Origin of the sequence: Actinomadura rayongensis (genome assembly GCF_009831215.1) — a bacterium.
Classification (GTDB): Bacteria; Actinomycetota; Actinomycetes; order Streptosporangiales; family Streptosporangiaceae; genus Spirillospora; species Spirillospora rayongensis.
This window is the reverse complement of record NZ_WUTW01000002.1, coordinates 1,235,629-1,261,203: the sequence shown is the minus strand read 5'-3', so window position 1 is coordinate 1,261,203 and position 25,575 is coordinate 1,235,629. Positions and strand designations below refer to the sequence as shown.

General features: G+C 73.8%; 27 protein-coding genes, 1 pseudogene and 1 riboswitch. Of the genes and pseudogenes, 15 read left to right on the top strand and 13 right to left on the bottom strand.

The annotated features are described in order from the left end of the window. Positions 1–205 precede the first annotated feature (205 nt). A pseudogene (locus GQ466_RS15215) lies at positions 206–816 on the top strand (TenA family protein). 24 nt (positions 817–840) lie between these two features. Next, on the top strand, positions 841–1,419 hold the full coding sequence (locus GQ466_RS15210) for a GNAT family N-acetyltransferase (protein ID WP_161103487.1): 579 nt from the start codon (positions 841–843) through the stop codon (positions 1,417–1,419). On the opposite strand, the gene GQ466_RS15205 is transcribed toward GQ466_RS15210, so the two are convergent. After that, positions 1,404–2,342, bottom strand: a complete 939-nt coding sequence (locus GQ466_RS15205) for a LysR family transcriptional regulator (protein ID WP_272917986.1) — start codon at positions 2,340–2,342, stop codon at positions 1,404–1,406. The two genes, GQ466_RS15210 and GQ466_RS15205, sit on opposite strands and share 16 nt — an antisense overlap. A gap of 116 nt (positions 2,343–2,458) precedes the next feature. Between GQ466_RS15205 and GQ466_RS15200 the strand changes: the two genes are divergently transcribed. The 4 genes from GQ466_RS15200 (at position 2,459) to GQ466_RS15185 (ending at position 4,651) form a co-directional block, all read left to right on the top strand. Beyond that, positions 2,459–2,842 (top strand): hypothetical protein, encoded by a 384-nt coding sequence (locus GQ466_RS15200; RefSeq protein ID WP_161103485.1) that lies wholly within the window; start codon positions 2,459–2,461, stop codon positions 2,840–2,842. Beyond that, positions 2,839–3,879: a radical SAM protein gene (locus GQ466_RS15195; RefSeq protein WP_161103484.1), complete on the top strand. Its 1,041-nt coding sequence runs from the start codon at positions 2,839–2,841 to the stop codon at positions 3,877–3,879. Before GQ466_RS15200 ends, GQ466_RS15195 begins: the two co-directional genes overlap by 4 nt. A gap of 92 nt (positions 3,880–3,971) precedes the next feature. After that, complete coding sequence (locus tag GQ466_RS15190) at positions 3,972–4,334, top strand: hypothetical protein (protein WP_161103483.1); 363 nt, start codon at positions 3,972–3,974, stop codon at positions 4,332–4,334. 74 nt (positions 4,335–4,408) lie between these two features. Next, a complete protein-coding gene (locus GQ466_RS15185) occupies positions 4,409–4,651 on the top strand; it encodes a hypothetical protein (protein ID WP_237417878.1) in 243 nt (80 codons plus the stop codon). Between the two features lie 45 nt (positions 4,652–4,696). Here GQ466_RS15185 and GQ466_RS15180 read toward each other — a convergent pair whose 3' ends face one another. Genes GQ466_RS15180 through GQ466_RS15170 form a run of 3 tightly spaced genes read right to left on the bottom strand, consistent with a single transcriptional unit; the run spans position 4,697 to position 8,016 of the window. Beyond that, positions 4,697–6,904 (bottom strand): heavy metal translocating P-type ATPase, encoded by a 2,208-nt coding sequence (locus GQ466_RS15180; RefSeq protein ID WP_161103481.1) that lies wholly within the window; start codon positions 6,902–6,904, stop codon positions 4,697–4,699. A 13-nt stretch (positions 6,905–6,917) separates the two neighbouring features. Then, positions 6,918–7,808 carry a hypothetical protein gene (locus tag GQ466_RS15175; protein ID WP_161103480.1) on the bottom strand — a complete coding sequence of 297 codons (891 nt, stop codon included), beginning with the start codon at positions 7,806–7,808 and terminating at the stop codon, positions 6,918–6,920. A gap of 1 nt (position 7,809) precedes the next feature. After that, positions 7,810–8,016 (bottom strand): heavy-metal-associated domain-containing protein, encoded by a 207-nt coding sequence (locus GQ466_RS15170; RefSeq protein WP_161103479.1) that lies wholly within the window; start codon positions 8,014–8,016, stop codon positions 7,810–7,812. Between the two features lie 309 nt (positions 8,017–8,325). On the opposite strand from GQ466_RS15170, the gene GQ466_RS15165 reads away from it, so the two are divergent. The 4 genes from GQ466_RS15165 (at position 8,326) to GQ466_RS15150 (ending at position 10,458) form a co-directional block, all read left to right on the top strand. After that, a complete protein-coding gene (locus GQ466_RS15165) occupies positions 8,326–9,189 on the top strand; it encodes an Fpg/Nei family DNA glycosylase (RefSeq protein WP_161103478.1) in 864 nt (287 codons plus the stop codon). 85 nt (positions 9,190–9,274) lie between these two features. Beyond that, positions 9,275–9,673, top strand: a complete 399-nt coding sequence (locus tag GQ466_RS15160) for a MerR family transcriptional regulator (RefSeq protein WP_161103477.1) — start codon at positions 9,275–9,277, stop codon at positions 9,671–9,673. Continuing rightward, the gene (gene trxA, locus GQ466_RS15155) at positions 9,670–10,002 is read left to right on the top strand and encodes a thioredoxin (RefSeq protein WP_161103476.1); all 333 of its coding nucleotides are present in this window, start codon (positions 9,670–9,672) and stop codon (positions 10,000–10,002) included. The genes GQ466_RS15160 and trxA overlap by 4 nt, the downstream gene beginning before the upstream one ends. Before the next feature lie 54 nt (positions 10,003–10,056). Continuing rightward, a complete protein-coding gene (locus tag GQ466_RS15150; RefSeq protein ID WP_161103475.1) occupies positions 10,057–10,458 on the top strand; it encodes a tautomerase family protein in 402 nt (133 codons plus the stop codon). On the opposite strand, the gene GQ466_RS15145 is transcribed toward GQ466_RS15150, so the two are convergent. Further along, the gene (locus GQ466_RS15145; RefSeq protein WP_161103474.1) at positions 10,425–10,964 is read right to left on the bottom strand and encodes an NUDIX hydrolase; all 540 of its coding nucleotides are present in this window, start codon (positions 10,962–10,964) and stop codon (positions 10,425–10,427) included. The two genes, GQ466_RS15150 and GQ466_RS15145, sit on opposite strands and share 34 nt — an antisense overlap. A 51-nt stretch (positions 10,965–11,015) precedes the next feature. Next, a complete protein-coding gene (locus GQ466_RS15140; protein WP_161103473.1) occupies positions 11,016–11,894 on the bottom strand; it encodes an LLM class flavin-dependent oxidoreductase in 879 nt (292 codons plus the stop codon). 49 nt (positions 11,895–11,943) lie between these two features. Here GQ466_RS15140 and GQ466_RS15135 point away from each other — a divergent pair, with 49 nt between their 5' ends. Continuing rightward, complete coding sequence (locus tag GQ466_RS15135; protein WP_202420441.1) at positions 11,944–12,414, top strand: MarR family winged helix-turn-helix transcriptional regulator; 471 nt, start codon at positions 11,944–11,946, stop codon at positions 12,412–12,414. Here GQ466_RS15135 and GQ466_RS15130 read toward each other — a convergent pair. The 3 genes from GQ466_RS15130 to GQ466_RS15120 all read right to left on the bottom strand — a co-directional run bounded on the left by GQ466_RS15130 (position 12,411) and on the right by GQ466_RS15120 (position 15,327). Then, the gene (locus GQ466_RS15130) at positions 12,411–13,511 is read right to left on the bottom strand and encodes an NAD(P)/FAD-dependent oxidoreductase (protein ID WP_161103472.1); all 1,101 of its coding nucleotides are present in this window, start codon (positions 13,509–13,511) and stop codon (positions 12,411–12,413) included. The genes GQ466_RS15135 and GQ466_RS15130 overlap by 4 nt on opposite strands. A gap of 829 nt (positions 13,512–14,340) precedes the next feature. Further along, positions 14,341–14,874 (bottom strand): cysteine hydrolase family protein, encoded by a 534-nt coding sequence (locus tag GQ466_RS15125; RefSeq protein ID WP_161103471.1) that lies wholly within the window; start codon positions 14,872–14,874, stop codon positions 14,341–14,343. 27 nt (positions 14,875–14,901) lie between these two features. Further along, positions 14,902–15,327, bottom strand: coding sequence for an SSI family serine proteinase inhibitor (locus GQ466_RS15120; protein ID WP_337193479.1), 426 nt, complete (start codon positions 15,325–15,327; stop codon positions 14,902–14,904). A gap of 74 nt (positions 15,328–15,401) precedes the next feature. Between GQ466_RS15120 and GQ466_RS15115 the strand changes: the two genes are divergently transcribed. After that, positions 15,402–15,737 (top strand): rhodanese-like domain-containing protein, encoded by a 336-nt coding sequence (locus GQ466_RS15115; protein ID WP_161103469.1) that lies wholly within the window; start codon positions 15,402–15,404, stop codon positions 15,735–15,737. Between the two features lie 4 nt (positions 15,738–15,741). On the opposite strand, the gene GQ466_RS15110 is transcribed toward GQ466_RS15115, so the two are convergent. Beyond that, positions 15,742–16,674 carry a hypothetical protein gene (locus tag GQ466_RS15110; RefSeq protein WP_161103468.1) on the bottom strand — a complete coding sequence of 311 codons (933 nt, stop codon included), beginning with the start codon at positions 16,672–16,674 and terminating at the stop codon, positions 15,742–15,744. Beyond that, positions 16,671–17,258, bottom strand: a complete 588-nt coding sequence (locus GQ466_RS15105) for an RNA polymerase sigma factor (RefSeq protein ID WP_161103467.1) — start codon at positions 17,256–17,258, stop codon at positions 16,671–16,673. The genes GQ466_RS15110 and GQ466_RS15105 overlap by 4 nt, the downstream gene beginning before the upstream one ends. 121 nt (positions 17,259–17,379) lie before the next feature. Beyond that, a riboswitch (TPP riboswitch) is annotated at positions 17,380–17,494 on the top strand. On the opposite strand from GQ466_RS15105, the gene GQ466_RS15100 reads away from it, so the two are divergent. The 3 genes from GQ466_RS15100 to GQ466_RS15090 all read left to right on the top strand — a co-directional run bounded on the left by GQ466_RS15100 (position 17,488) and on the right by GQ466_RS15090 (position 21,735). Beyond that, on the top strand, positions 17,488–18,810 hold the full coding sequence (locus GQ466_RS15100; RefSeq protein ID WP_161103466.1) for a cytosine permease: 1,323 nt from the start codon (positions 17,488–17,490) through the stop codon (positions 18,808–18,810). (Overlaps the previous riboswitch by 7 nt.) A 90-nt stretch (positions 18,811–18,900) precedes the next feature. Beyond that, complete coding sequence (locus tag GQ466_RS15095; protein WP_161103465.1) at positions 18,901–20,835, top strand: PAS domain S-box protein; 1,935 nt, start codon at positions 18,901–18,903, stop codon at positions 20,833–20,835. Positions 20,836–21,216: 381 nt separating this feature from the next. Beyond that, positions 21,217–21,735, top strand: a complete 519-nt coding sequence (locus GQ466_RS15090) for an ATP-binding protein (RefSeq protein ID WP_337193478.1) — start codon at positions 21,217–21,219, stop codon at positions 21,733–21,735. Positions 21,736–21,739: 4 nt separating this feature from the next. Here the strand turns inward: GQ466_RS15090 and GQ466_RS15085 are convergent, their stop codons facing one another. Next, the gene (locus tag GQ466_RS15085; RefSeq protein WP_161103464.1) at positions 21,740–23,545 is read right to left on the bottom strand and encodes a protein kinase domain-containing protein; all 1,806 of its coding nucleotides are present in this window, start codon (positions 23,543–23,545) and stop codon (positions 21,740–21,742) included. 1 nt (position 23,546) lies between these two features. Continuing rightward, positions 23,547–25,484, bottom strand: a complete 1,938-nt coding sequence (locus tag GQ466_RS15080) for a WD40 repeat domain-containing serine/threonine protein kinase (protein WP_161103463.1) — start codon at positions 25,482–25,484, stop codon at positions 23,547–23,549. Positions 25,485–25,575 lie beyond the last annotated feature (91 nt).

Below are 25,575 nucleotides of genomic sequence, written 5' to 3'. Positions count from 1 at the left end.
GGGGGCCGTACCTGTTACAACTGGTGTCGATGCGTTCGGTGTCCCCGGGCCTCACCTACCGCCTTCGCGGAATACCGCGGGCGGCGCGATCCGCGTCCGTCCGGCAGGAGCCGCGTTGAGCTTTTCGCCGAGAGGCGACCCGGCGCATCGGCGGCGGACCCCGTCCGGGCCTCGGCTCGGACGGGGTTCGACCTATTTTGGGGGCATGAGTCTTGCCGCCCGTCTGGAGGAACTCGGCCGTCCGCTGGTCGAGGAGCAACTGCGCCACCCCACCGTCGCCGGGATCGCCCGGGGCGCGATCTGGACGCGGCGGTCTTCCGCTCCTGGCTCGAACAGGACTACCTGTTCCTGCTGGACTACGTGCGCGTGTTCTCCCGGCTCGCCTGGCGGGCGCCGTCCGCGCACCTCGGCGACCTGGTGGACCTCGCGCACGCGACGTTCCACGACGAACTGGCCCTGCACCGCTCGCTGTCCGGCGCGTTCGGCGCCGACTTGGACGGCGCGCGCCCCGGACCCGCCTGCGCCGCCTACACGACGTTCCTGCTGGACGCCGCCGCCGACTACGGCGACGGGCTGGCCGCGCTGTATCCGTGCATGTGGGGATATTCCCGGCTCGGTGCGCTGCTGGCCGCTCACCCGCCGGCGGAGCCGCGCTTCCGCCGCTGGGTCGACACCTACGCCGATCCGGCGTTCGCCGCGCTGGCCCGGCGGATCGGGCAGATGATCGACGAGGCCGCGCCCGACCCCGTCCGGGCCGAGCGGCTGTTCCTGGACGGGATGCGCCACGAACTGGCCTTCTGGGACGTTCCAACCTGACCCGCCGCCGGGTAGGGGGCGTCCGTGATCACCCGGATGGGCCTGCCGGAGTCCGCGCGCACCGACGCCGCGCGGCTCTACTGGGCGGGCTTCAGGCGCAAGCTCGCGCCCGTCGTCGGCGGCGGGCGGACGGTCGGCGTGCTCGCGGACGCGCTGGTCCCCGCCCAGGTCATGGGCGCGTGGGACGGCGACCGGCTCGTCGGCATCGCCTGCCTCCAGGACGGCCCCGAACCGCCGCTGCGCCTGGACCGCACCGGGTTCCGGCGCGAGTTCGGGCTGCTGCGCGGGGCCTGGCGGCGGCTGCTCAGCTACTTCGTGACGTCCCGGCCGCCGGGCGCGGACGAGCTGCTGCTCGACGTCCTCGCGGTGTCCCCGGACGCGCGCGGGCTCGGCGTCGGTACGACGCTGCTCAGTGCGGTCGCGGACGAAGCGCGCACCCGCGGACGGCACCGCGTGAAACTGGAGGTCGTGGATACGAATCCGCGCGCCAAGGCCCTGTACGAGCGGTTCGGGTTCCGGACCGTCGACACCGTCCGCACGCCCTACCTACGCCGCCTGCTGGGGTTCGGCGCGGTGGACACCATGCGCTACGACGTCCGCTGACTCGGCAGGGACGCGTACGGCACCAGGTCGATGAGTTCGGTGCTGACCGCGCGGGCGGTCCGGTGGAAGTCGGTGATGAGGTCGGCGTCGTCGTCGCGGCGGCTGACGACGGCCACCGCGCACGGCTCCGCGCCGACGATCGGCAGGTAGACCAGCCCGCCGATGTTCAGGGTGCGCTGGATCGACGCGGCGACGGAGAGGCAGCCGTCCGGCGCGGTCAGCGCGAAGTGCAGCGCCTCGTTGACGGTCTCCAGCCGTTCCCCGAGGAAACGCGCCGGCTCGCCGTTGCGGTGGTCGTTCATGAGCCAGAAGTTCTGGAAGTGACGCGGCATTTCCTCGGGAATGGTGGGGGCGGGCAGGTCCAGATAGGACGGGATCGTGATCTCGCCGTCGTCGGCGAAACGATGCCGCCGCGCGACCGCCAGCACGCGCGGTTCCTCGAACAAGGTCGTCGCGCGCAGGAATTCGAGGTCGACGGGCAGCCGGAGAAGAGCCACGTCGACCCGGCCGCTCCGCACGGCGGGCTCGGCGCGGTGCGGCGGGAGATCGGCCAGCGCGATCCGGACGGCCGGGTGCCGCGCCGCGAACGCCTCCAGGATCGGCGCCGTCAGCTCGGCCGCGCCGCCGGCGAACAGCCCGACCCGCAGCGTCCCCTGCTCGCCGCCCGCGGCGGCCCGCGCCAGGTCGAGGGCCCGCGCCGCCGACCGCAGCACCTCCCGGGCCGGCTGTTCGAGGGCCTCGCCGGCGGCGGTCGGGACGACGCGGCGGCTGTCGCGGACGAACAGCGGCCCGCCGACCTCGCGCTCCAGCGCCCGGATGTGCTGGCTGAGGGCGGGCTGGGTGAGGTGCAGCGACCGCGCGGCCCGAGTGAAGTTCCGTTCCCCCATGACGGCGAGAAACGAACGGAGATGCCGGAGTTCCATAATGAGGGTTCCTTATCCCAGCGATAAGACATCGCTTTCCCCGCAGCCCGGCGCGTGAACTTAGGGTGGGCGGTACGGCCATTTCCGGCCGCATCGCTCTCGCGGAAGGCGCACCGATGCCGGCACCTCTCGTCCTGAACTCGATCACGCGCGCGGACCTCATCGCCCTCTTCGCCCGGCTCGCCGCCGACCCCGCACGGGAGGCCCGCTTCCTCGACGACCCGGCCGCCGTCCTCGCCGCCGAACTCGGCTGGGACCGGGCGCAGCGGACGTCCACCGGCAACGCGCGGTTCGTCGCCGCGCTGCGGTCCCCGGGGCGGCGGGCCGACCTGCGGACCGCCGACGTCCCCGAGGCGACGACGGTCCACTCCGTCACGACGGGCTCGACCAGCCGGATCTCGTCCAGCACCGGCATCACCGCCACCTTCAGCACGCGCGGCGTGGACTGCGGCGACGGGCCGCGCATCGACCCCGCCGGGCTCCGGCTCGGTGCGCGATGACCGCCGCGAGCCTCGTCGGCGCGCGCAAGACGCTGTCGATCATGCCGACGTTCACCTGCACGGCGGCCTGCGCCGACTGCGGGACGCTCAGCAGCCCGCGCGTCCGGGAGCGCATCTCCCTCGACGTGATCCTGTCGGCGATCACGCAGGCGCACCGGCTCGGGTTCGCGAACGTCGTGTTCACCGGCGGCGAGGCGACGCTGCGGTGGCGCGACCTGCTCGCCGGGCTGTCCCACGCCCGTGCGCTCGGGCTGCCGACGCGGCTCGTCACCAACGCGCACTGGGCCGCGACGCCGGAGCGTGCGCGCGACCGGCTGCGTCTCCTCCGGGACGCGGGCCTGGACGAGATCAACTACAGCACCGGCGACGAGCACGTCCGGTTCGTCCCGGTCGAGCGGGTCGTCAACGCGTCGGTCGAAGCGGTCCGGCTCGGTCTGCCGGTCGTCGTCATGGTCGAGTTGCGGCGGGAGCGCGCGGTGACGGCCGCGACGATCCGGGAGCACCCGCTCGTCAGGGCGCTCGGCGCGGACGCCGCGCTCGTCCGGACGCACGAGAGCGCCTGGATGCCCCTGGACCCGGACGAAACGGCCGACTACCCCGCCGGGTCCACCGCCGACGCCGCCACGCTGCCCGCCCGGCGCGGCTGCGACCACGTCCTCCAGACCTACACGGTCCAGGCGGACGGACGGGTCGGCGTCTGCTGCGGCCTCGGCCTGCGGACGATCCCCGAGCTGAACACCGCGACGGCCGACGGCGGCGACTTCCTCGACCGCGCCGTCACCGCCGGCGAGGAGGACTTCCTCAAGCTGTGGCTGCACTACTTCGGGCCCGAGCGCGTGCTCGCGTGGGCGGCGGAGAAGGACCCGTCCATCGACTGGGAGGGCCGGTACGCGCATCCGTGCCAGGCGTGCGGGCGCCTCTACAAGGACGAGCGCGTACGGACGGTGATCCGCGAGCATTATGCGGAGATGGTGGCGATCGTCCTGCAGAGCGCCTGGCTGGACGACCACTACACGCCCCGGATGCTCGCGGACTGACCGGCGGGGCAGGGAAACGGAACTGTCGCAGCACCCGCTTTTCTCACTCATCGTCATTATTCGGCGACGGAGTGTGAGGTAAGTTCCGTGGCATGCGCGCCCGGGCCGTCCTCGCCCGCCGCCGTCTCCGCACGGCGGCCGGGGCGCTGCTGCTCGTCCTGGCCCTGGCGCTGCCGGGCGTCCCGTTCGTCCAGGAGGCGGACGGGCCGTCCGACGGCCCCGTCGCCACGGCCGCCGCCGGCCCGGCCACCGCCCGCGCCGAGTCCGCGCCGGACCGGCAGCGCGTCCGCCGGCCGCTCCTGCCGCGCGCCCCGTTCGACGGCGCGGCGCTCGTCCGCCGGCTGGTGGCCGGGCTCGCCACGCATCCGGCCTACGCGCTGGACCACGCCGCCCGCCGGGGCGACCGTGCGCCCGGCGCGCGGCTGCTCATCACACTCCGGGTGTCCCGGATCTAGAGCGTCCCGCGGAGTCCGCTTTCTCGCGGTTCCGACTGTCTCTTTCGGTTTTCTCTTGAAGAACAGGGATGCTCATGTCCATCCGGGACGTCCATGTCAGTACGGAGACGTGGCGGTTTCACTGCGTCACGTGCTCCCACCAGTGGGAACAGGACTTCGAGGCCCGGCACAGCGACGGGCCGGCGGGATCGTCGGTCGCGTGGAGCCTGGACGGCGTCGCCAGCCAGCCGCCGTGGGTCGACCGGACCTGCCCCGAGTGCCGGAGCGTGCAGGTCAGGGCACTGCCGCCCGACACGCCGATTCCCCGTCCCCGCTGACGGGCCGCGGCTGCGGGAGGGCCGCGCCGCCCTCCCGCAGCCGGATCACAGCGCCTTGAAGTTGCGCAGGCGCAGGCTGTTGCTCACCACGAACACCGACGAGAACGCCATCGCGCCGCCCGCGATCATCGGCGTGAGCAGGCCCGTCGCGGCCAGCGGCAGCGCGGCGACGTTGTAGGCGAACGCCCAGAACAGGTTGCCCCGGATCGTCCGCAGTGTCCGGCGGGAGAGGCGGATCGCGTCCGCCGCCGCCCGCAGGTCCCCCCGGACGAGCGTGAGGTCGGACGCCTCGATCGCCACGTCCGTCCCGGTGCCCATCGCGAGCCCGAGGTCGGCCTGGGCGAGCGCGGCGGCGTCGTTCACGCCGTCCCCGACCATCGCGACGCGGCGGCCCTCGGCCTGGAGGCGCTTCACGACGTCCACCTTGTCCTGCGGCAGGACCTCGGCGATCACCTCGTCGATGCCGACCGCGTCCGCGACGGCCCGCGCCACGGCCGCGTCGTCGCCGGTGAGCAGCACCGGCCGCAGCCCGAGGTCCCGCAGCCGCGCGACGGCCTCCGCCGACGTCGGCTTGACCTGGTCGGCGACGGTCAGGACCGCGCGCGCCGCGCCGTCCCAGCCGACCGCGACGGCCGTGCGGCCCTGCTCGCGGGCCTCGTTCATCGCCTTCTCCAGGTCCGGCGGGAGGTGCTGCGCCCACTCGGCGAGCAGCCGGGGCCGTCCGACGAGCACCGCGTGGCCGTCCACCACGCCCTGGACGCCGAGGCCGTCGAGCGCGGTGAAGTCGGCGACGTCCGCGAGCGGGCCGGTGCGCTCGGCGGCGGCGCGCGCGACGGCCCGGGCGATCGGGTGCTCGGACGCGTTCTCCAGCGCCCCCGCGAGCCGGAGCGCGTCGTGCTCGGTGACGCCGTCGGCGGTGATCACGTCGACCAGCGCCATCCGGCCCGTCGTGACCGTGCCCGTCTTGTCCAGGACGACCGTGTCGATCGCGTGCGTGGACTCCAGCGCCTCCGGGCCCTTGATCAGGATGCCGAGGCGGGCGCCCCGGCCCGTCCCGACCAGCAGCGCGGTCGGCGTCGCGAGGCCCAGCGCGCACGGGCACGCGATGATCAGGACGGCGACGGCGGCGGTGAACGCGGCGGTGGCCGAGCCGCCCGTCCCGAGCCAGAACCCGAGCGTGGCGACGGCCAGCGCGATCACGACCGGGACGAACACGCCCGAGATCCGGTCGGCGAGCCGCTGCACGCGCGCCTTGCCGGTCTGCGCCTCCTCGACCAGCCGCGCCATCTGCGCGAGCTGGGTGTCGGCGCCGACCTTCGTCGCGCGGACGAGCAGCCGCCCGCCCGCGTTGACCGTCGCGCCCGCGACCGTGTCGCCCGGCCCGACCTCGACCGGGACGGACTCGCCGGTCAGCAGCGACGCGTCCACCGCCGACGAGCCCTCCTCGACCACGCCGTCGGTCGCGATCTTCTCGCCGGGGCGGACGACGAACACGTCGCCGGCCTTGAGCGCGTCCACCGGGATGCGCTCCTCGCGGCCGTCCCGCAGGACCGCCACGTCCTTCGCGCCCAGCTCCAGCAGCGCCCGCAGCGCCGCGCCCGCCCGGCGCTTGGACCTCGCCTCGAAGTAGCGGCCGGCGAGGATGAAGGCGACGACGCCCGCCGCCGCCTCCAGGTAGAGGTTGGACGAGCCGTCCGAGCGGGACGCGCTGAACTCGAAGCCGTGCCGCATGCCCGGTTCGCCCGCGTCGCCGATGAACAGCGCCCACAGCGACCAGCCGAACGCCGCGAGCGTCCCGAGCGAGACGAGCGTGTCCATCGTGGCGGCGCCGTGGCGCAGGTTCGTCCAGGCGGCGCGGTGGAACGGCCAGCCCGCGTAGACGACGACGGGCGCGGCCAGCGTCAGCGACAGCCACTGCCAGTTCCGGAACTGCAGCGCCGGGACCATCGCCAGCACGATCACCGGGACGGCCAGCACCACCGCCGTGACGAGGCGCTGCCGGAGCGGGGCCAGCTCGTCCTTCGGCTCGTCCTCGGTCCGCGGGGGCGCGGGGGGCGCGGCGGTGTATCCGGCCTGCTCGACGGTGGCGATGAGGTCGTCCATGGACACCCCGTCGGGGTATTCGACCCGGGCCTTCTCGGTCGCGTAGTTGACCGTCGCGGTGACGCCTTCGAGCTTGTTGAGCTTTCGCTCAACCCGGTTCGCGCAGGACGCGCACGTCATCCCGCCGATCGACAGCTCCGTCGTGGACATCGGTCGCCTCCTCTCAGCGGGCCGTGACGGTGAACTCGGCGGTGCGGACCTTGCCCGCGTGCTGGAAGTCCAAGAACAGGCGGTACGTTCCGCCGCCGGGGACCTCCGCGTGGAACTCGATGTTCGGTCCCGGCCTGGTCGTTCCGTCGCCCGGCTCGCCCATCGGGTGGACGTGCAGGTAGGCGAGGTCGCCCGCGCGGATCGCCACGAGGTGCCCGTACGCCTCCAGATACGGTTCCAGGTCGGTGATGGGACGGCCGTCCTTCTCGACGGTCAGCGTCAGCGGGCTGGCCTGGCCGGGGACGAGGTCGCCGGCCAGCGTGACGCGGTAGCCGTCCACCTCGGCGACGCGCTCGGCCGGCGGCAGCGGACGTGGCCCGAAATCGCCCGGAACGTTGAGGTCGGTGCCCAGCGTGACCTGCTCCTTCGCGGTCGCGGGCCGGACGTCGGTGAAGATCCGGTAGGTGCCCGGGTCGCCCGCCGTCAGCGGGACGGACCAGACGCCTTTCGCGTCCCGCACCGGGTGCAGGTGCTGGTAGCCCGACAGGTCGCGGCGGACGACGATGAAGTGCAGGTCCTTGCCGTGCAGCGGGGTGTAGCGGGTGACGGGGGCGCCGTCCGGGCCGGTCACGGTGAACCGGAAGTCGGTGGTGCGACGGGCCGGGACGCTCGTCGTCTCGGGGCGGAGGGTGTAGCCGTCCTGCTCGGCCTGAAGCCCGCCGGGGAGGGCGTCGTGGCCTTGCTCGTGGCCGGTCTCGTGGGTCGTTTCGTGCCGCATGTGGCTTGCGCCGCCCTTCTCATCGGTCGCGCCCACGGGCCCGGTGAGGGCACCGATCCCGAGGGCGGCGGCGAAGACGGCGGCCAGCCCGGCGCCATAGGCGCCGAGCCTGGTCGCGGTGTTCATCTCACGCCTTCAGTTCGTATCCGGCCTCCTCGACGGCGGCCCGGACCTGGGCCTCGTCGAGGGGGGCCTCGCTGGTGACGGTGACGGCTCCGGACGAGAGTTCGACGTCCACGGCCGTGACGCCGGGGATCTGGCCGACCTCCTCCCGGACGGAGCTGACGCAGTGGCCGCAGGTCATTCCGGCGACGGTGTAGGTCGTGGCGCTCATCGCTCGTTCCTCCTGGTCTCTGTACCCCTGGGGGGTATGTCGTGGGCCTCATGGTGGCACAACCCGACAGGGGCGGCAACCCCTACCCCCTAGGGGTTATTTCGTGACGTCGCTCATGTTCGGGTCGTGCCGATGTCGTCGTGAGTTATCCACAGGCTGGGGACAGGTCCCCCGTTTCTGGCCCTCAACCTTTGTCGTGGTTTGTCGAGGTTATGCGGCCGTCCCGTGCCGCTCCGCTGGCGGGCTCTTGGTTATCCACAGGATCGTCCACAGGTGTCCACAGGGGTGTGGATCGCTGATACTGGACGTATGCCAGAGCTTCCCGAGGTGGAGTCGCTGGCCGCCTTCCTGCGGGAACGCGCGGTCGGCCACGCGATCGCGCGCGTTGATGTTCTCGCGATCTCCGCCCTCAAGACCTACGACCCGCCGATCACCGCGCTCGGCGGCCTGACGGTCACCGCCGTGACCCGGCACGGCAAGTTCCTCGATCTGGACGTCGACGGGCTGCACCTCGTCGTCCACCTGGCCCGCGCCGGCTGGCTGCGCTGGCGCGACGAACTCCCGGCCCGCGCGGGCCGCCCCGGCGGGCGCAACCCGCTCGCCGTGCGCGTCCACCTGGACGACGGCTCGGGCTTCGACCTCACCGAGGCCGGAACGAAGAAGGGCCTGGCGGTCTACGTCGTCCGCGACCCGTCCGAGGTCCCCGGCGTGGCGACCCTGGGCCCGGACCCCCTGGCAGAGACCTTCACCCCAGAGGCCCTGGCCGACATCCTCAAAGACCGCCGAACGCAGATCAAGGGCGTCCTGCGCGACCAGAAGATCATCGCGGGCATCGGCAACGCCTACTCCGACGAGGTCCTGCACGCGGCCAAGATGTCGCCCTTCAAGATCGCCGCCACCCTGACCGCCGACGACATCACGACCCTCCACACCGCGATCCGCACCACCCTCACCGAAGCCGTCACCCGAGCCGAGGGCGTCGCCGCCCAGGACCTCAAGGGCGAGAAGAAGTCGGGCCTGCGCGTCCACGGCCGCACCGGCGAGAAATGCCCCGTCTGCGGCGACACGATCCGCGAGGTCTCCTTCGCCGACTCGTCCCTCCAGTACTGCCCCACCTGTCAGACGGGAGGAAAACCCCTGGCCGACCGGAGAATGTCCCGCCTCCTGAAATGACACCGGCCCGGCCGCGCCCCGCCGTGTTCGGGCGGGTGAGCTGGGGGTTGCGTTGACGTTGGTGTGAAGGTTTAGCGTCATTGACATGCGCATCGGTGAGCTTGCGGAGCGTGCGGGGGTCAGTGCCCGCACGTTGCGGTACTACGAGTCGCGCGGGCTGTTGCCGGCTCGGCGGGCCGTCAACGGGTACCGCGTGTACGGCGATGAGGATCTGCGGCTGGTCGAGCAGATCCGGACGTTGCAGGACTTCGGGTTCGGGCTGGAGGAGACGCGGCCGTTCGTGGAGTGCCTGCGGGCCGGGCATCCGTCGGGGGACGCGTGTCCCGCGTCGCTGGACGTGTACCGGGCCAAGCTCGCCGAGATGGACGCGTTGATCGAGCGGCTGCGGACGGTCCGGGACGAGGTCGCCGGGCATCTGATGCGGGCTGAGGCCGAGCTGTCGGGCGGGCCGGAGCCGCGTTGCGAACTGGAGGCTGGAACATGATGGGGACTACCGGCGTCGTCGAGGTCTCGGACGGCAGTTTCGCCGAGGAGGTGCTGGGCGCCGACCGGGCCGTGCTGGTGGAGTTCACCGCCGACTGGTGCCCGCCGTGCCGGCAGCTCGCGCCCGTGCTCGCCGCCGTGGCGGACGAGTATCGCGACCGGCTCAAGGTCGTCGCGCTCGACGTGGACGCCAATCCGCGAACGACTGCCGCTTACAACGTCCACTCGATGCCCACGCTCATCGCCTTCCGCGACGGCGAGCCGGTGAAGGCGGTCGTCGGGGCGCGGTCCAAGTCGCGGCTGCTCAAGGACTTCGCCGAGGTGCTCTGAGGCTGGGGCCGCCCTGCGCCGGTCGTCGGTGCGGGGCGGTTCTAGGATTCCCGGGTGGCTCAGGTCAAGGTTTTCGGGCGGCGGGACGTCTGGGCGGGGCGGCAGCGGGAGATCTCGGATCTTCTGCAGGCGTGTCTGGTCGAGGCGTGGGGGCTGCCGGAGGACAAGCGCTTTCACCGCTTCCTCCTGTTGGACGAAGCGGACTGGATCGTTCCGGGCCGGAGTTCGCGCTACCTCGTCCTGGAGATCATTTGCTTCGAGGGGCGCGGGGACGCCGGCAAGCGCGCCCTCATCCGGTCCCTCTACGATCGCGTCGTTCCGGCGCTCGGGATCACGCCCGACGATCTGGAGCTGACGATCATCGAGACGCCCCGGCAGAACTGGGGCATCCGGGGCATGCCGGGCGACGAGCTGGCGCTCACCTACTCCGTGACCCCGCCGGACAGCGCGGGCTGAGCCGGGACGCGGACGGCCGGGCGGGACGGCCCGGACGGCCACAGCCACACCGTCCCCGGCGGCGCCTCGCCGCGCAGGTAGGCCACGATCGGGTCGCGGCGCGGACGGAACCGATGCGCGGACAAGCGGGCCACCGCCTCGTCCGCGGGGACCCAGGCCGCTTCGAGGACGATCCCGTCCGGGTCGGCGGCGCCGAGGACGCCGGTCGGCGGGCCGGTGGTGAAGGCGAACACCGTCCACTCGCCGTTCCAGCCGGGCTCCCCGCCGATCGTGTACTGGGCGACGAACGCCAGTTCGGCGGGTCCGGCGACGATCAGCCCGGTCTCCTCGCGCACCTCGCGGACCAGCGCGTCGTGGACGAGTTCGCCCGCCTCGGCCATCCCGCCGGGCAGCACCCACTGCGGGTCGCGGCCGGGATGCCGTTCGTGGACCATGAGCACGTCGTCGTCCCGCCGGACGATCGCGGACACGAGGATCGCGGACGTCATTCGCGTGGCGCTGCTCATCGGAGCAGACCGTAACATCCCGGCCGCCCTCCGCGCCCGAGGATCGGCGCGTCAGAGGGCGGCGCGGACGGCCGGGACGATCTCCTGTGCCCACCGGGCGAGTGCCATGTCGGGGTCGCCCACTGGGTGGTAGATGAAACCGGCTGCGCCGTGGTCCAGGACGGCGCCGGTCAGTTCTTCGACCCATTGGTCCACCGAGCCGCCGCGCCATCGTCCGTCGGCGTCGCGTGGCGAGCGGACGGGCGCGTCGGTGATGGTGCCGGGGAGGTTGTAGATCGTGGCGATGTCGGCGGGGGAGCGCCCGGCGGCGACGGCCGCCTCGTCCACCAGCGGCCGGGACGTGCGGTAGCGCTCGCTCAGCCAGTCCGCCGCGTGCCCCGGGATCCACCCGTCGGCGAGGCGGCCGGTGACGGCGAGCGACTTCGGCCCGACCGAGCCCGTCCAGATCGGCGGTGCCGCGACGGCCGCCGGCTGCAGCTCGGTGACCTGGTAGAACTCCCCGGAGAAGGTGACCGGTTCTCCGCCGCCCGACAGGGAGCGGATGAGCGTGATCGCCTCCGCGAACGCCCGGACGGCCGCGCCCGGCGTGAGTTTCGGGACGCCGAGCCGGGCGATGTCGTCCCAGAGGCCGCCGACGCCGAGGCCGAGCACGATCCGTCCGCCGGTCAGCGTGGACAGGGACGTGACGGTCCGCGCCAGCATCGGCGCCGGACGGCTCGGCAGGTTCGTGACGTTCACCAGCCCGGTCAGCCGCCGAGTCCCGCCGAGGATCGTCCCGATCGCGGCGTACGCGTCGAGCCGGTCGCCGAAGTAGGGGTGGTCGGAGAGCGAGAAGAGGTCGAGGCCGTCGGCGTCGGCGCGGGCGGCGTGCCGCAGGGTGTCCGCCGCGTCGGCGACGGCGGCGCCGCCGCCGAAACCGAAGAGTGCCATCGTCGGGCTCCTTTTAGTTCGTAAAGCGAATTAAGGTATCGTGGCGGGCATGGACAAGCCCGCGGACGAGCACATGAACGTCGTCACGGCCCTCGTGCGCTCGTCGTTCCTGGTGGACGCCGTGTACGTCGCGTCGGCGCGCGACTACGGCCTTACCCAGCAGCAGGGGCAACTGCTGTGCGTCCTCATGGCGCAGCCGTACGGGATGGGCGAGCTGGGCGCGCTGCTCGGCCTGGCGAAGTCCAGCCTGTCGGGCCTGGTGGACCGGACGTCCGCGCGCGGGCTCGTCCGCCGCGAGCCCGACCCCCGCGACGGCCGCGCGCTGCGGGTCGCGCTGACCCGCGAGGGCCGGGCGCTGGCGGACCGGTTCTACGCCGAGACGTGCCGCCGCATCGACCGCCTCCCGTCCGGGCTGGACGAGCGCGAGCGCGCCCAGCTCGCCGACCTGCTCGGCCGCCTCGTCCGGGCGAACGAGGTGCCGGTCGTGTTCATGGAGCTGGAGGACGGAGCCCCGGCCTAGCCGTCGTCCCGCCCGAACAGCTCGACGAAGCGGCCGATCATGAGGTCGCGCCCCTTGTACTCGGCGACGGTCGCGGCCGGCAGCACCATCGGCCCGTCGCCGGACGGCGCGGGGATCTGCCCGACCCCGCCGGACGGCCCGAGCGGCACCAGCGCGAACGGGAACGGCGCGGGCCGGTGGACGGCCGTCGGCTCCTCCCCCGCGAGCCGCGCCCGGATGTTGGCCGCGACGACCTCGGCGTGCCGCATCGCGTTCCCGGCCATCTTCGCCTCGGCGACGTCGGTGAGGTCCCCGAGCGCGAACACGTGGTCGTGCCCCTCGACGTTCAGGCCGGGCGTCACACGGACGTGCCCGCCCGCCGTCCGGGGCGCGACGGCCGGGTCGAGCCAGGCGCCGTTCACGTCCACGCCGTAGCAGCGGAACCACAGGTCGGCCGTGACCTCGCCCCCGTCGGTGGTCGCGACGGTGAACGCCTTCTCCCGGCCGGGCGAAACGGGCGGGGCCTCGGCGAGCGCGACGCCGAGCCGCAGGTCCACGCCGAGGTCGTCCAACTGCCGGTGCAAGTCGGCGCGCAGCTCCGGCAGGAAGCCGGGCAGCAGCTCGGCGGCCGGATCGAGGACGGTCACCACCTTCTCCGGCCAGACCGCCTTGATCTCGCCCGCCAGCTCCAGCCCGACCGGCCCGGCGCCGGCGATCAGCACGCGTCCGGCGCGGGCCAGCTCGTCGTGCGTGGCGCGCAGCCGCGCGAGCGCCTCGGCGGCCACGTCCGTCTCCGGTTTGGCCGGATACGGGTAGCCGGACCCGGTCGCCAGAACGATGTAGTCCGCGTCGACGCGCCGCCCCGAGGCCAAGGTGACGCCGCGCGGATCCACCGCGACGGCCCGGTCGCGGACGACCGTGCCCCGTCGCAGCAGCCGGTCGTACGGAAAGAAGATGTTCGGTGCCCAATCGGGAGCGACCAGCGCGCGCAGGGCGCCGGACGCGTGGACGAACGCGTCCTTCGGGTCGATCAGAACGACGTCGGCGTCCTCGTCCAGCGCCTTGGCGACGGCGGCGCCGCCGTACCCGCCCCCGACGACCGCGACAGTTCGGCTCATGACGAACCCCTCTCATTAATTCGTAGCACGAACATATTGGTTCGTAGTACGAAGTGCAAGCCGATCGCTGAGCATCCGGAGCAGCAGGGCGAAGGAGCGGGTGCCCGTCCGGCGGGAGAGCACGGCGGTCGCGTGCAGCGCCGCCTCCCCCTGGAGCGCGGTGCGCGGCCCGGAGGTCCGGGACGGGCGCCGCCCAGTGCCCGAACCGTTGCCGCAGCTCGGCGAGGGACCGCGGCCCGGACGGCCACGGCACGTCGAACCAGACCTGGAGCAGCCCGTCCCCGGCCCCGGCGAACCCGCAGTCCCCCTGCGGCCCGACGACCAGCACCGACCGGGCGCCGACGCCGATCGGGTCCGGGACGAGCGCCTGCCAGGTCGCCCCGCCGGTGAGCGCCGCCGGACGGTCCCCGACCAGCGCGGCGCGGACGCGCGACCGCACGCCGTCCGCGCCGATGAGGACGTCGGCGGCGTGCTCGGCGCCGTCCCCGGTGGTGACGACGACCCCGGCGCCGTCCGGGCGCACGCCCGTGAACGGCGCGCCGAACCGCAGGGCCGCATCCGGCACCCCGGCGGCGAGGCGCGTCAGGAGCGCCCCGCGCGGCGCGACCGTCATCGGATGACCGAAACGGGCCATGAGGGCGTCCGCATCGACGGTATGACGCGGCGACCGCAGGCCGGGGCGACCTTGCGCGCGGCCCTGCTTCTAGAAACACTGCGCCGCCGCCAGTCCGGCCAGTCCTGCTCCCGCGATGAGCACCCGCATGGGCCACCTCCACGACACGACGTAGTACTACAGCAGGTAGTACTTACATCGGTGCCGTGCAAGGCCTCAGCGGAAGCAGTCGTCGGCCGTCACCAGATCAGCGCGCATGTTGCGCTCCATCATCCGCAGCGCCGCGTCGCCGAGGCCGGGGTCGATCGACGCCACCGCGTCGCGCGGGACCTTGATCGTCAGGTGGCGGATGTAGGCGTCCAGCGCCGTGTAGAGGACGCACTGCTCGGTGACCTGCCCGGTCAGCACGACCTCGCGGACGCCGAGCTGATGAAGGATGTACTCCAGCGGCGTCCCGAAGAACGCGCTGTGCCGGACCTTCGGCAGGAACGCGCAGTCGTCCGGCGGCACGATGGGTTTCACCAGGTCGGGCCGCTCGCCGCGCAGCGCCGTCGCCACGAGGTCGTCGCGCGTGGCGGAGTAGTCGCCGTGGTTGTCGTTGACGTAGACCACCGGCGTCCCGTCGCGGACGGCGCGCGCCACCAGGCCCGCGAGCGGATCGACCATCTCCGCGACGCTCTCCTGGAGAAGGCCGGCGTCCTCGTGCCGGTAGGGGTTCAGCATGTCGATGACGACCAGGGCGGTGCTCATGGCCGCCCCTTACCCGGACGGGACGGGTCAGTTGCGCACGACGTTCCCGAACAGCGGCGCGACGGCGTTCCAGCGGCTCACCTGGCAGCCGTCGGCCCGCCCGAACGTCGCGCTGACCGGCTTCCCGTTCCAGGTGCCCGTCACCTGGGCGGTCTGCGGGCCGCCGAAGATGTCGGTGCACATCTGGTCCGGCCGGGGCTTGGCGAACGCGCTCGCGGCGCCCGTCCGCAGCGCCGCGCAGGCCTTGGCGCCGTCGGGATGGTCGCCGCCGACGGGGTCGCAGGTGAGCGTCCAGGTGGTCGGCGCGGCGTCCTTGGACGCCCTGACCTGTACGGTCAGGGACGTGGCGGGCGACGCCGACGGCCGGACGGAGCCCGTGCCGCCGGCCCCGTCGCCCGGCGCGTGCTCGGAGCCGCACGCCGCCAGTGACAGGATCAGGGCCGCACCGGGCACGGTGCGAAGAAGCGTCCGATACCGCATGCGTGATTCGACGCGCGGGGGCTCCGCGCGGTTCCATGGGAGGCGTGATGTTTATCGGGGATGACGTCCCTGCGGTCGACGCGGCCGAGGTCCCGGCCGACGCGTACCTTCTGGACGTCCGTGAGCAGGACGAATGGGTCGCCGGGCACGCCCCCGAGGCCGTCCACATTCCCATGCGGCACCTGAGCGACCGGGCGTCGGAGATCCCCCGCGACCGCGAGATCTACGTGATCTGCCGGTCCGGCGGACGGTCCGCGCAGGTGACCGTCGCCCTGAACCAGGCGGGCTGGCTGGCCCGCAACGTCGCCGGCGGGATGCAGCGCTGGGAGCAGGCGGGCCGCCCGATGGACACCGACCTGGACGGCCCCCCGCACGTCGCCTGACGCGTCACCGGCCGCAGCCCCGGTTCAGCGCGGCCTCCCGGGCGGCGGAGCGCGGCTCGGGCCGGTCCTGCCGCACCCAGAGGAGCACCTGCCCGGGCGCCCAGGGGTCGGCGTCCGCGACGTACCACGAGCCCGGCACCTGATCGCGGGGGACGTTCCGGGCGATCCCCGGCGTCGTGTGCTGTTCCACGTGGAACAACGGCGCGGTGACGTGGCGCTTCGCCATCCGGGGCAGGGCCGCGTCGATCGTCAGGCCCCGGACGTCCAGGCAGTGCAGCGCCTCGCCGGGCGCGAACGCGTTCGCCGTCGAGTCGTACCGCTCGCCGGGACGGGCCGCGCGCCCGAACGACAGCGTCGCCGTGCCGCGGAACCCGACCGGGACGCGGAAGCCCCGCACGCACGGCCCGCCGCCGCCCGTCACGCAGCCGCCGCCGGTGAGCAGCGGGAACTCCGGCCCTTCCGAGAACACGACGGTGCCGACGATGCTCGGCGACGCGGGCACCAGCGTGAGTCGGACGTCCATGCCGCGCGCCGCGAACTCCGCCCGATAGCGCGCCGGGTCGGCCAGCGGGTCCTTGATGCGGACGTCGATGTACCGACCGTGCTCGGTGAACGTCAGGGCGGCGACCTGCCGGGCATGGATCTGCGTGCCGGTGGTGCGCGGCCCGTCGCCGCCGGGGATCGTCAGCGCCGCCGCGGCGGCCCCGGCGAGCCCCACGGCAAGCGGCACGCCGAGCTTCCACCGCAGCGACCGCCGTACAGCCTGCGGCCCGGACCGCTGCAAGGGCCGCCAGACGGACCGCCGGGCGGGGCGTGCGTGCGGGTCGGTCGCCGTGACGGCGTCGCGCAGCGCCCGCCGCGCGTCGTCGCCGACCGCCGGGTCCGTGTCGGTCGCGGCGGCGATGCTCCGGACGAGGGCGTCGAGATCGGTCGTCATGGGTTCCCCTCCATCGGGTTCGCCCGGACGCGGGCCGCGTCCGGAAGGGCGGCGCCCAGCCCGCGCCGCTCCAGTTCATGCGTCATGCGGCGGCGCGCCCGGTGCAGGCGGATGCGGACCGCGTTGCGGGAGATGCCGAGGACGACGGCGATCTCGCCCGCGTCCAGCCCCTCCCAGGCGACGAGGCCGAGCAGTTCCCGGTCGTCGGCGCGCAGCGCGCGGAACGCGGCCGTGAGCTCCGGCGGCGCTGTGTCGGCGGGCCGGGCGGTGGCCAGGTCCCGGCCGAGGCGCGCGGCGGCCCGCGCGGTCAGATCGCGGCGCCGGCGCTCGCCCCGCCGCTGGTTGGCGAGGGCGCGCCGGGCGACGCCGTACAGCCAGAACCGCGCCGGGTCGCCGGACGGGACGTCGTCGAGCCGCCGCCACGCCACCAGGAACGTCTCGGCGATGACGTCGGCCGCGTCGTGCGGATCGTCGGCGCGCCGCCGCACATAGCCGGTGACGTGGGCGAAGTGCGCGTCGTACAGCGCTCCGAACCGGGCTTCGCGGGCCGGGTCGGGCGGACGGTCCGTAGGGGGTTCGCGCAAGCCGTCGTCTCCTCTCGACGTGCGCCCGGGCAGGGGCGCGGGGGCCGGACGACCGGGGAATGTCCCGCACCGCGCGCACCATTTCAGGCGCCGGGAGTTTTGGAGCGGTACGATGCTGGTTGACCGTATTCGCGGGAGCTTGGGCCATACCAGGCTGAGAGGGCGACGAGACGGTGTCGCCGACCGCTGGAACCTGTCCGGGTAATGCCGGCGTAGGGAGCGTGCCCCCGTGTCATCCGCCGTCGAGACGCGAGCCGACGAGGTCCCGTACACGCTGGACGAACCGGCGCCGAAAGTCCTCGGCTTCTGGGACCAGAGCGCCTTCTGGGCCAACCTCGGCGTCAGCCTGTTCGCGTTCTCGGGCGCCTACACGGTGCTCGCCCCCGACGAGGCGGGCCGGCCGACCCTGCCGATCCTCGCGGGCATCGTCGCGATGGCGGTCGGCACCGCGCTCGGCGGGCTCATGCTGGGCCTGGCCGCCGCGCCCGGCGCGAAGACCGGGCAGCCCGCGATGGTGCTGCTGCGCGGGCTGTTCGGGGCGCGGCTGTCCTACGTCCCGACCGTGCTGAACATCGCGCAGCTCGTCGGCTGGGGGACGTTCGAGCTGATCGTCATCGCCGACGCCGCGCGGGCGCTGTGGGACGACGTCCCGCGCTGGGCCTTCGTGGTCGCGGCGGGCGTGCTGACGACCGCGCTGACGATCCGTCCGCTCGGCTCGGTGCGGCTGCTGCGCCGGTACGTCACGGCGGCGGTGCTCATCGCGCTCGTCTACTTCTACGTGCAGCTCCTGCGCGAGCCGCTGCCCGACCTGAACCACGGCTCCTGGGGCGGGTTCTGGACGGGCGCCGACGCGGCCCTCGCCGTCTCGATCTCCTGGGTGCCCGTCGCCGCCGACTACACCCGCCACTCGCGCACGTCCCGCGCGGCGTTCGGCGCGGCGGCCGTCGGCTACTCGGTGACGCAGATCTTCGCCTACGTGCTCGGGCTGCTGGCGCTGGCGCTCGTCGCGGGCGACTCGACCAAGGTGTTCGACCCGTTCCTCAACGTCAGCCTGGGCGTCGCGTTCTTCGCGGTGTTCGTGCTGCGCGAGGCGGACCAGTCGTTCGCGAACGTCTACTCGACGGCCGTGTCGATCCAGAACCTCGTGCCGCGCGCGGACCGCCGCGTCCTGTCCGTCGCGCTCGGCACCGGGATCACCGTGCTCGCGCTCGTGTTCGACATCGGCGACTACCAGAGCTTCCTGTCGCTGATCGGGTCGGTGTTCGTCCCGCTGCTCGGCGTGCTCGCCGCCGACTTCTTCCTCGGCGCGGGCCGGCGCGGCTGGGACACCGGACGCGCCGCCCCCGCCCGCTGGTCGATGATCGTCGCGTGGGCGGCCGGGTTCGCGGTGTACCAGCTCGTCTACCCGGGCGGCGTCGGCTGGTGGGCGCGCGGCTGGACGCACGTCCAGTCCTGGCTGCACTTCACGCCGCAGAGCTGGATGAGCGCGTCGCTGCTGTCGTTCGCCGTGGCGGGCCTCGCCGCGCTCGCGGCGGGACGCGCGCGCCGGTAGGCGATGGCGCGTTCCACCGGGTGCACCCGCGCTGACGTGGAAACCTTTCGTCGCCGGTTGCCCCGCGCTCCCACGGGACGCGGTGGCACCATGACAGGCGTGCTGCCCCACGACCCGATCGCGCGCGCCGTCATCCAGAGCGCCGCCGACGCCCTGGTGGCGGTCGACGGGCGGTCCCGCGTGACGGTCTGGAACCCGGCGGCGGAGCGGATGTTCGGCTTCACGGCCGAGGAGGTCATGGGACGGGTGCCGCCGATCGTCCCGCGCGAGCTGAGCGCCGAGCACAACGCGGTGCTGGAGCGGCTGCTCACCCGGCGCGGCCGGATCTCGATCGCGACGCGGCGGCGGCGCCGCGACGGCGAGCTCATCGACGTCCGCATCGACACGAGCCTGCTCAAGGACGACGGCGGCGCGCCGCTCGGCTGGGTCATGGTCTACCACCCGGCCGGGGAGGACGAGGCGCTCCAGCAGCACATGGCCGAGCGGGCGCGGCTGGTGCGGCGGCTCAGCGACATCGTCGCCGACCTCAACACCGAGCTGAACCTGGACGTCGTCCTGGACCGGATCACGGCCGCGCTGATCGAGCTGACCGGCGCGGACGCGGGCGGGTTCGTCCGGATCGAGGGCGACCGGCTGTGCCTGGTCAGCCTGTCCGGGCTGCCCGAGCGGATGCGCGGCACGACCGCCGACCTGGACACGAGCCTGGTCGGGGAGCTGCTGCGGTCGGAGAAGGCCGTCATGCTCGCGACCGAGAAGGAGCGGATCGAGGGGCTGATCTGGTCGGAGCTGCCCGGGCTCAGCTCGCTGGCGCTCGGGCTGTCGTTCCTCCAGGCCCGTCCGTACGGCGCGCTGTACGCGCTGTTCTCGGAGAAGAAGGTCGGGCACACCGAGCTGGAGCTGCTGGAACTGCTCGCCGGGCACGCGGGCGTCGCGGTGGGGAACGCGGTGGCGTACGCGGAGGTCGTCCGGCAGCGCGCCCACGAGCGCGCGGTGATCGACGCCAGCGCGGACGGCATCGCGGTGCTGGACCGGGACGCGGTCGTCCGGCAGTGGAACCCGGCGGCGCACGCGCTGACCGGCATCCCCGCCGCGGACGCGGTCGGCGGCCGGCTCCCGTTCGACGCGCCGCCGCCCGGCGAGGCGCGGACGTTCCTGACGCCGTCCGGGACGTGGCTGAGCGCGGTCGCGGCGGAGATCGAGGACGCGGGCGAGCTGGTCGTGGACTTCCGCGACGTCTCCGAGGCCAAGGCGCTGGAGGAGGCCAAGGACCTGTTCCTCGCCACGACGAGCCACGAGCTGCGGACGCCGATCACGGTCGTCCAGGGGTTCGCGAGCACGCTCGTGCGGCGCTGGGACGACCTGGCCGACGCCGACCGCCGCGCCGCCGTCGCGACGATCGCCGAGCGGGCGCAGTCGCTCGGCCGGCTGGTGGAGCACCTGCTGCTCGGCGCGCGGGCCGGGACGGGCGAGCTGGGCGTCACGATCGAGCCGTTCGACGTGACGCGGGTCCTCGCGGGCGTCGTCGGCGGCTTCCGGTCGCTCTCCGGGCCGGGGGAGCCGGGAGGTCGGTCGGGTGCTGGTTGGTCGGGGGAACCGGGAGGTCGGTCGGGTGCTGGTTGGTCGGGAGAAACAGAGCACCGGCTGACGCTGTCGGTGGAGCCGGGGCTGCCGCCGGTGCTGGGCGACGCGATGGCCACCGACATCGTCCTCGGGCAGATTCTGGAGAACGCGTTCAAGTACTCGCCGGGCGGCGGAGAGGTCGTGGTCGGCGCGCGCCGGACCGATTCCGGCGGCGTCGTGATCACGGTGGACGACCAGGGCATCGGCATTCCCCCGGACGATCTCGAAAGGGTGTTCGAGCGCTTTGTGCAGGGCGAGGCGGGCGACCGCCGCCGCTTCGGCGGAATCGGGCTCGGGCTCTACATCGTCCGGCAGCTCACGCGGGCGCAGGGCGGCGAGATCTCCGCGCACACCAGGCCCGGCGGGGGCACGCGGATGCGTCTGGTGCTGCGCGCGGCGCCCTGAACGAAGCGCGCCGGAACCGATGTTCTACGCTCCTGCGAGAACGGGGTTTCCCCCTTCGGCACGGCTCCCAATACATGATCTTGAAAGCGCCACCGGTTCCGTTCGACGGAAAAGCGCGGTATCGCCGCGGTGTGACGGACGAAACGCATGCGTGAGGAGTAATCCGCCGGTCGCTGGATAGACCTTGTACGGGTTCTCGTAGGAGGAGGAGTTCCGTTGACCGTCACAACCGGGGGTGAACGTCGTGCGGCCAGGCCGGTTCGCTCGTGGCGGACGGCCCGGATCCGTCCGAACGGGTTTCCGGGCCAGCGCTTCCGGGCATTTCGGTCGTATCGGAAGGTCGACGGTGAGTCCCCGGCGGGACGCCGACGGGACGGGGAGGTGAGGACGACGGGTGTCGCACTGTTTCCGCACGCGCCGACCAGCGTCGCGCTCGCCCGCCGTCGGCTGCGCTCGGAACTGATCGACGCGGGCGTCTCCGAGTCGGCCGTGGACGACGCCAACCTCATCGTGAGCGAACTCCTGAGCAACGCGCTCCGGCACGCCCGCCCGCTCCCGTCCGGCAAGATCCGGCTCTCGTGGGGCCGCCGCGGCGACGGGATGATCGAGGTCGCGGTCAGCGACGGCGGCGCGAGCACCGAGCCGCGCTGCGGGCCGAGCACGCTGTCCTCGCTCGGCGGCCGGGGCCTCGGGATCGTGGAGAGCCTGGCCGCGCGCTGGGGCGTCCGGCACGACCACGGCGCGACGACCGTCTGGGCCCTGGTGGACGCGCCCCAGGCCGGAGCGGGCGCCCGGACGGCGCCGCCGGTCGCGCACGCGGGCGTGGCCGAGTACGCCGACCTGCCCGACCTGGACGACGAGTCGTGGGACGTGCCGCCCACCCGCGCCTTCCCCGCCTGACGCCTCAGAACCGGTAGAACCGGGTCGTCCCGGATCCGCCGGCCGTGGCGAAGCTCTGCCCGTCCGGCGCGAAGACGACCGCCTGGTGGTAGTCGTCGCCGTCCCCGGGGAACGTCGCGGTCACGCGGCGCGTCGGGACGTGCAGGACCCGCACCTTCTCCTCGTCCACACCGACGAGCGTGTCGCCGTCCGGGCTGAACGCCAGCGCGCGGGCCCGAACGCCCCGGAACGTGGCGCGCAGCCGGCCGTCGGACGCGCTCCGCACCTCGACCGATCCCTCGTATCCGTTGGAGATCGCGACGGTCTCGCCGTCCCGGCTGAACGCCAGGCAGTCCTGGAAGTCGCCGCGGGACGACGCGTCGGCGGTACGGGAGCCGTCCGCCGCGTCCCACACCCGGAGTTCGCCGTACGTCAACCGGCCGCCGAGACGCTTGCCGTCCGGGGAGAAGGCCACCGCGACCGCGTTCCCGCCCGACGTCATGACCTTCTGCCGTCCGGTGACCGTGTTCCACACCCACAGCTCGTGGCGGGCGTCGCCAGGGCCGACGGCGAGTGATCGGCCGTCCGGCGCGAAGGCGAGCACCGTCACGCCCCGCGCCGGGACTTTCCGGGTGATCTGCCCGGTTCCGGTGTCCCGGAGGTGGAGATTGCCGTCCTCGCCGCCCGTGGCGAGGACGCGGCCGTCCGGGCTGAGCGCCATCGGCGCCTTGTACGTCGCGTCGTCGTCCACCTCGCGGGTCGAGACCCGCGCGGTCGCGAGGTCCCAGCGCAGCAGCGAGCCGTACCCGGCGCCGACGAGCGTCCGGCCGTCCGGGGCGTACGCGAGGGCGTACATCGTGGTCTCCGTGCTCGGGAGCGTCACGACGGTCGGGACGGTGAGCGGCGTCTTCGGGGCGTTGTTCCGCCGGCCCCCCGGCCACAGCAGCGCGGCCGGGACCGCGACCGCCGCCGCTGCCGCCGCGCCCGCCCCGCCGAACAGCACGGCCCGGCGCGGCACGCGGCGCGGGACGCCGGTCGTGAGCCCGGTGAGCACGTCAGGGACGGACGGCCGCCGCCGCGGGTCCTTCTCCAGACAGCGCCCGACGACGTCCCGCAGCCCCGGATCGGCGAGCCCGGCCAGGTCCGGCGGCGTGGCGACGATCCGCCGGACGATCGCGGGGATCGTCGGCGCGTCGAACGGCCCGCGCCCGAGCGCCGCGTAGGCGAGCACGCAGCCGAGCGAGAACACGTCGCTCGCCGGGCCGGTGGCGTCCGCGCGGACCTGCTCGGGCGACATGAACGAGAACGTCCCGACGACCGCGCCGGTCGAGGTCAGCGCCGTGGCGTCGGCGGCGCGGGCGATCCCGAAGTCGATGATGCGCGGCCCGTCGGGGCCCATGATCACGTTGCCCGGCTTGAGGTCGCGGTGGACGAGCCCGCACGCGTGGATCGCCGCCAGCCCCTCCGCCAGGCCCGCGCCCAGCTCGCGGACCGCGTCCGGCGCCAGCGGCCCCTGCCGCAGCACGACCTGCCGCAGCGACGGGCCCGGAATGTACGCGGTGACCAGCCACGGCGACGCGGCGTCCGGGTCGGCGTCCACGACCTGCGCGGTGTGGAACCCGCCGACGCGCCGCGCGGCCTCGATCTCGCGCGCGAACCGCCGCCGGAACTCCGGATCGGCCGCGTACTCGGCGCGGACGATCTTCACCGCGACCGCGCGACCGCTCGGCGAGACCCCGCGGAACACCTCGCCCATGCCCCCGGCGCCGAGCCGCCCCTCCAGCCGGTAGGGGCCGACCTGACGCGGGTCGTCGGGACGCAGCGGTTGCACGTCAGACCTTCCAGAGCGTGACGGAGCCGTCGGGCTTGGTGGAGCCGACGCCGGCCAGCGTCCGGCCGTCGGGGGTGAGGACGATCCGCTCGACGGCCTGGCCGCTGCCGACGAGCGTGCCGGTGAGCGCGCCCGTCGCGGCGTCCCACATCCGGACGGTCCGGTCCGAGCACGCGCCGAACAGGATCTTCCCGTCGGGGGAGAACCGCACGTCCCGCGCGATGGCGGCCCCGGTCTTCAGGATCCGCGTCGTGCGGGCGGTGGCCGGGTCCCAGAAGCGGACGGTCGCGTCCGCCGAGCAGCTCGCGAGCATCCTGCCGTCCGGGCTGAACGCCACGCCGAGGACGTTCTTCTTGTGCCCGGTGAGCTGGTGGAGCCTGCGGAGCGTCCGGCCGTCGTAGAGCTGGACGGTGTTGCCCGGCGGCTTGTCGTAGTAGCCGTCCACCGCGACCGCGACGACCGCGCCGTTCGGGCTGAACGCGACCGCGTTCACGCCGCTGTTGCCGAGGCCGGCCGACGCGATCGCGCGGCCGGTGCGGGGATCGAACAGGTGGGCGCCGGGGTTGACGCCCGCGATCACCGAGCCGTCCGGGCTGTAGGCGACGGCGTTCAGGCCGAACTCGCCGCCCGTCCGGACGTTCACCCTGATCGCGCCGGTCGCGACGTCCCAGACGAGCAGGGCTCCGGCGTTGCTGGCGGAGCTGGCGAGGGACGCGCCGTCCGGGCTGAACGCGAGCGCGCTCACCCAGCCCGCCCGCTGGATCGTGCGCAGGACGCGGCCGGACGCGAGGTCCCACAGCGTGATGAAGCTGTCGGTCCCGCCGGCGGCCACGGTCCGGCCGTCGGGGGAGAGGGCGATCTCGCTGAGGTTCTTCAGGCCGCTGCCGGTGAGTGAGCCGCTGGGCGAGATCAGCCCGGTCGGGTTCGGGGCGGGCGGCGGCGTGGCGGGTTCGCCGTCGTCCCGGGTCAGCAGGACGGCCGCCGGAGCGCCGACCGCGAGCGCCGCGACGGCGGCCCCGGCGCCGATCAGCAGCGCGCGCCGCCGCGCCGGGGCGGGCGCGGGCACGCTGCGCGTCACGTTCATGGTGGCGTTCGCGAACGTGGCGTCGCCGGGCGGCAGGAAGGACGGCGCGGGCGCCACGATGCTCTGCGGCGCGTGCACCAGCGTGTCCACGGTCGGCCGTCGCGCCGGGTCCTTGGCCAGGCACGCCGCGACGAGGTTGCGCAGGTCGGCGGGGAGCGCGGACAGGTCGGGCTCCTCGTGCAGGACGCGGTGGACGATCGCCGGGATGGACGTCGCGTCGAACGGCCCGTGCCCGAGCGCCGCGTAGGCGAGGACGCAGCCGAGCGAGAACACGTCGGCGGGCGGCCCGGCGGGCTCGCCGGACACCTGCTCGGGCGCCATGTACGCGTAGGTGCCGACGACGACGTTGTGCGAGGTCAGGACCGTCGCGTCGGTTGCGCGAGCGATCCCGAAGTCGATGATGCGCGGCCCGTCCGCCGCCATGATCACGTTGCCCGGCTTGAGGTCGCGGTGGACGAGCCCGCACGCGTGGATCGCCGCCAGCCCCTCCGCGAGCCCGGCCGCGAGCGCCCGGACGGCGGTGGCGTCGAACGGCCCCTGCGCCCCGACGACCTCCCGCAGCGACGGCCCGGGGATGTACGCGGTGACGAGCCACGGGGACGTCGCGGCCGGGTCGGCGTCCACGACCTGCGCGGTGTGGAACCCGCCGACGCGCCGCGCCGCCTCGACCTCGCGGGCGAACCGCTGCCGGAACCGCTCGTCCTCGGCGTACTCGGCGCGGACGACCTTGACCGCGACGCGCCGCGCGCCGGGCGACACCCCGAGGAATACCTGGCCCATGCCGCCCGCGCCGAGCCGCGCCTCCAGGCGGTAGGGGCCGATCTGGCGGGGATCGCCGGGATGCAGAGATTCCAAGGTGCCACCGTCGTCGGTCCGGAAAACGTTCCAGCTTTCTAGCAGACGAACGTGTTCTTCAAACACCGCGCCGGGCCCGTGTGACGCACGG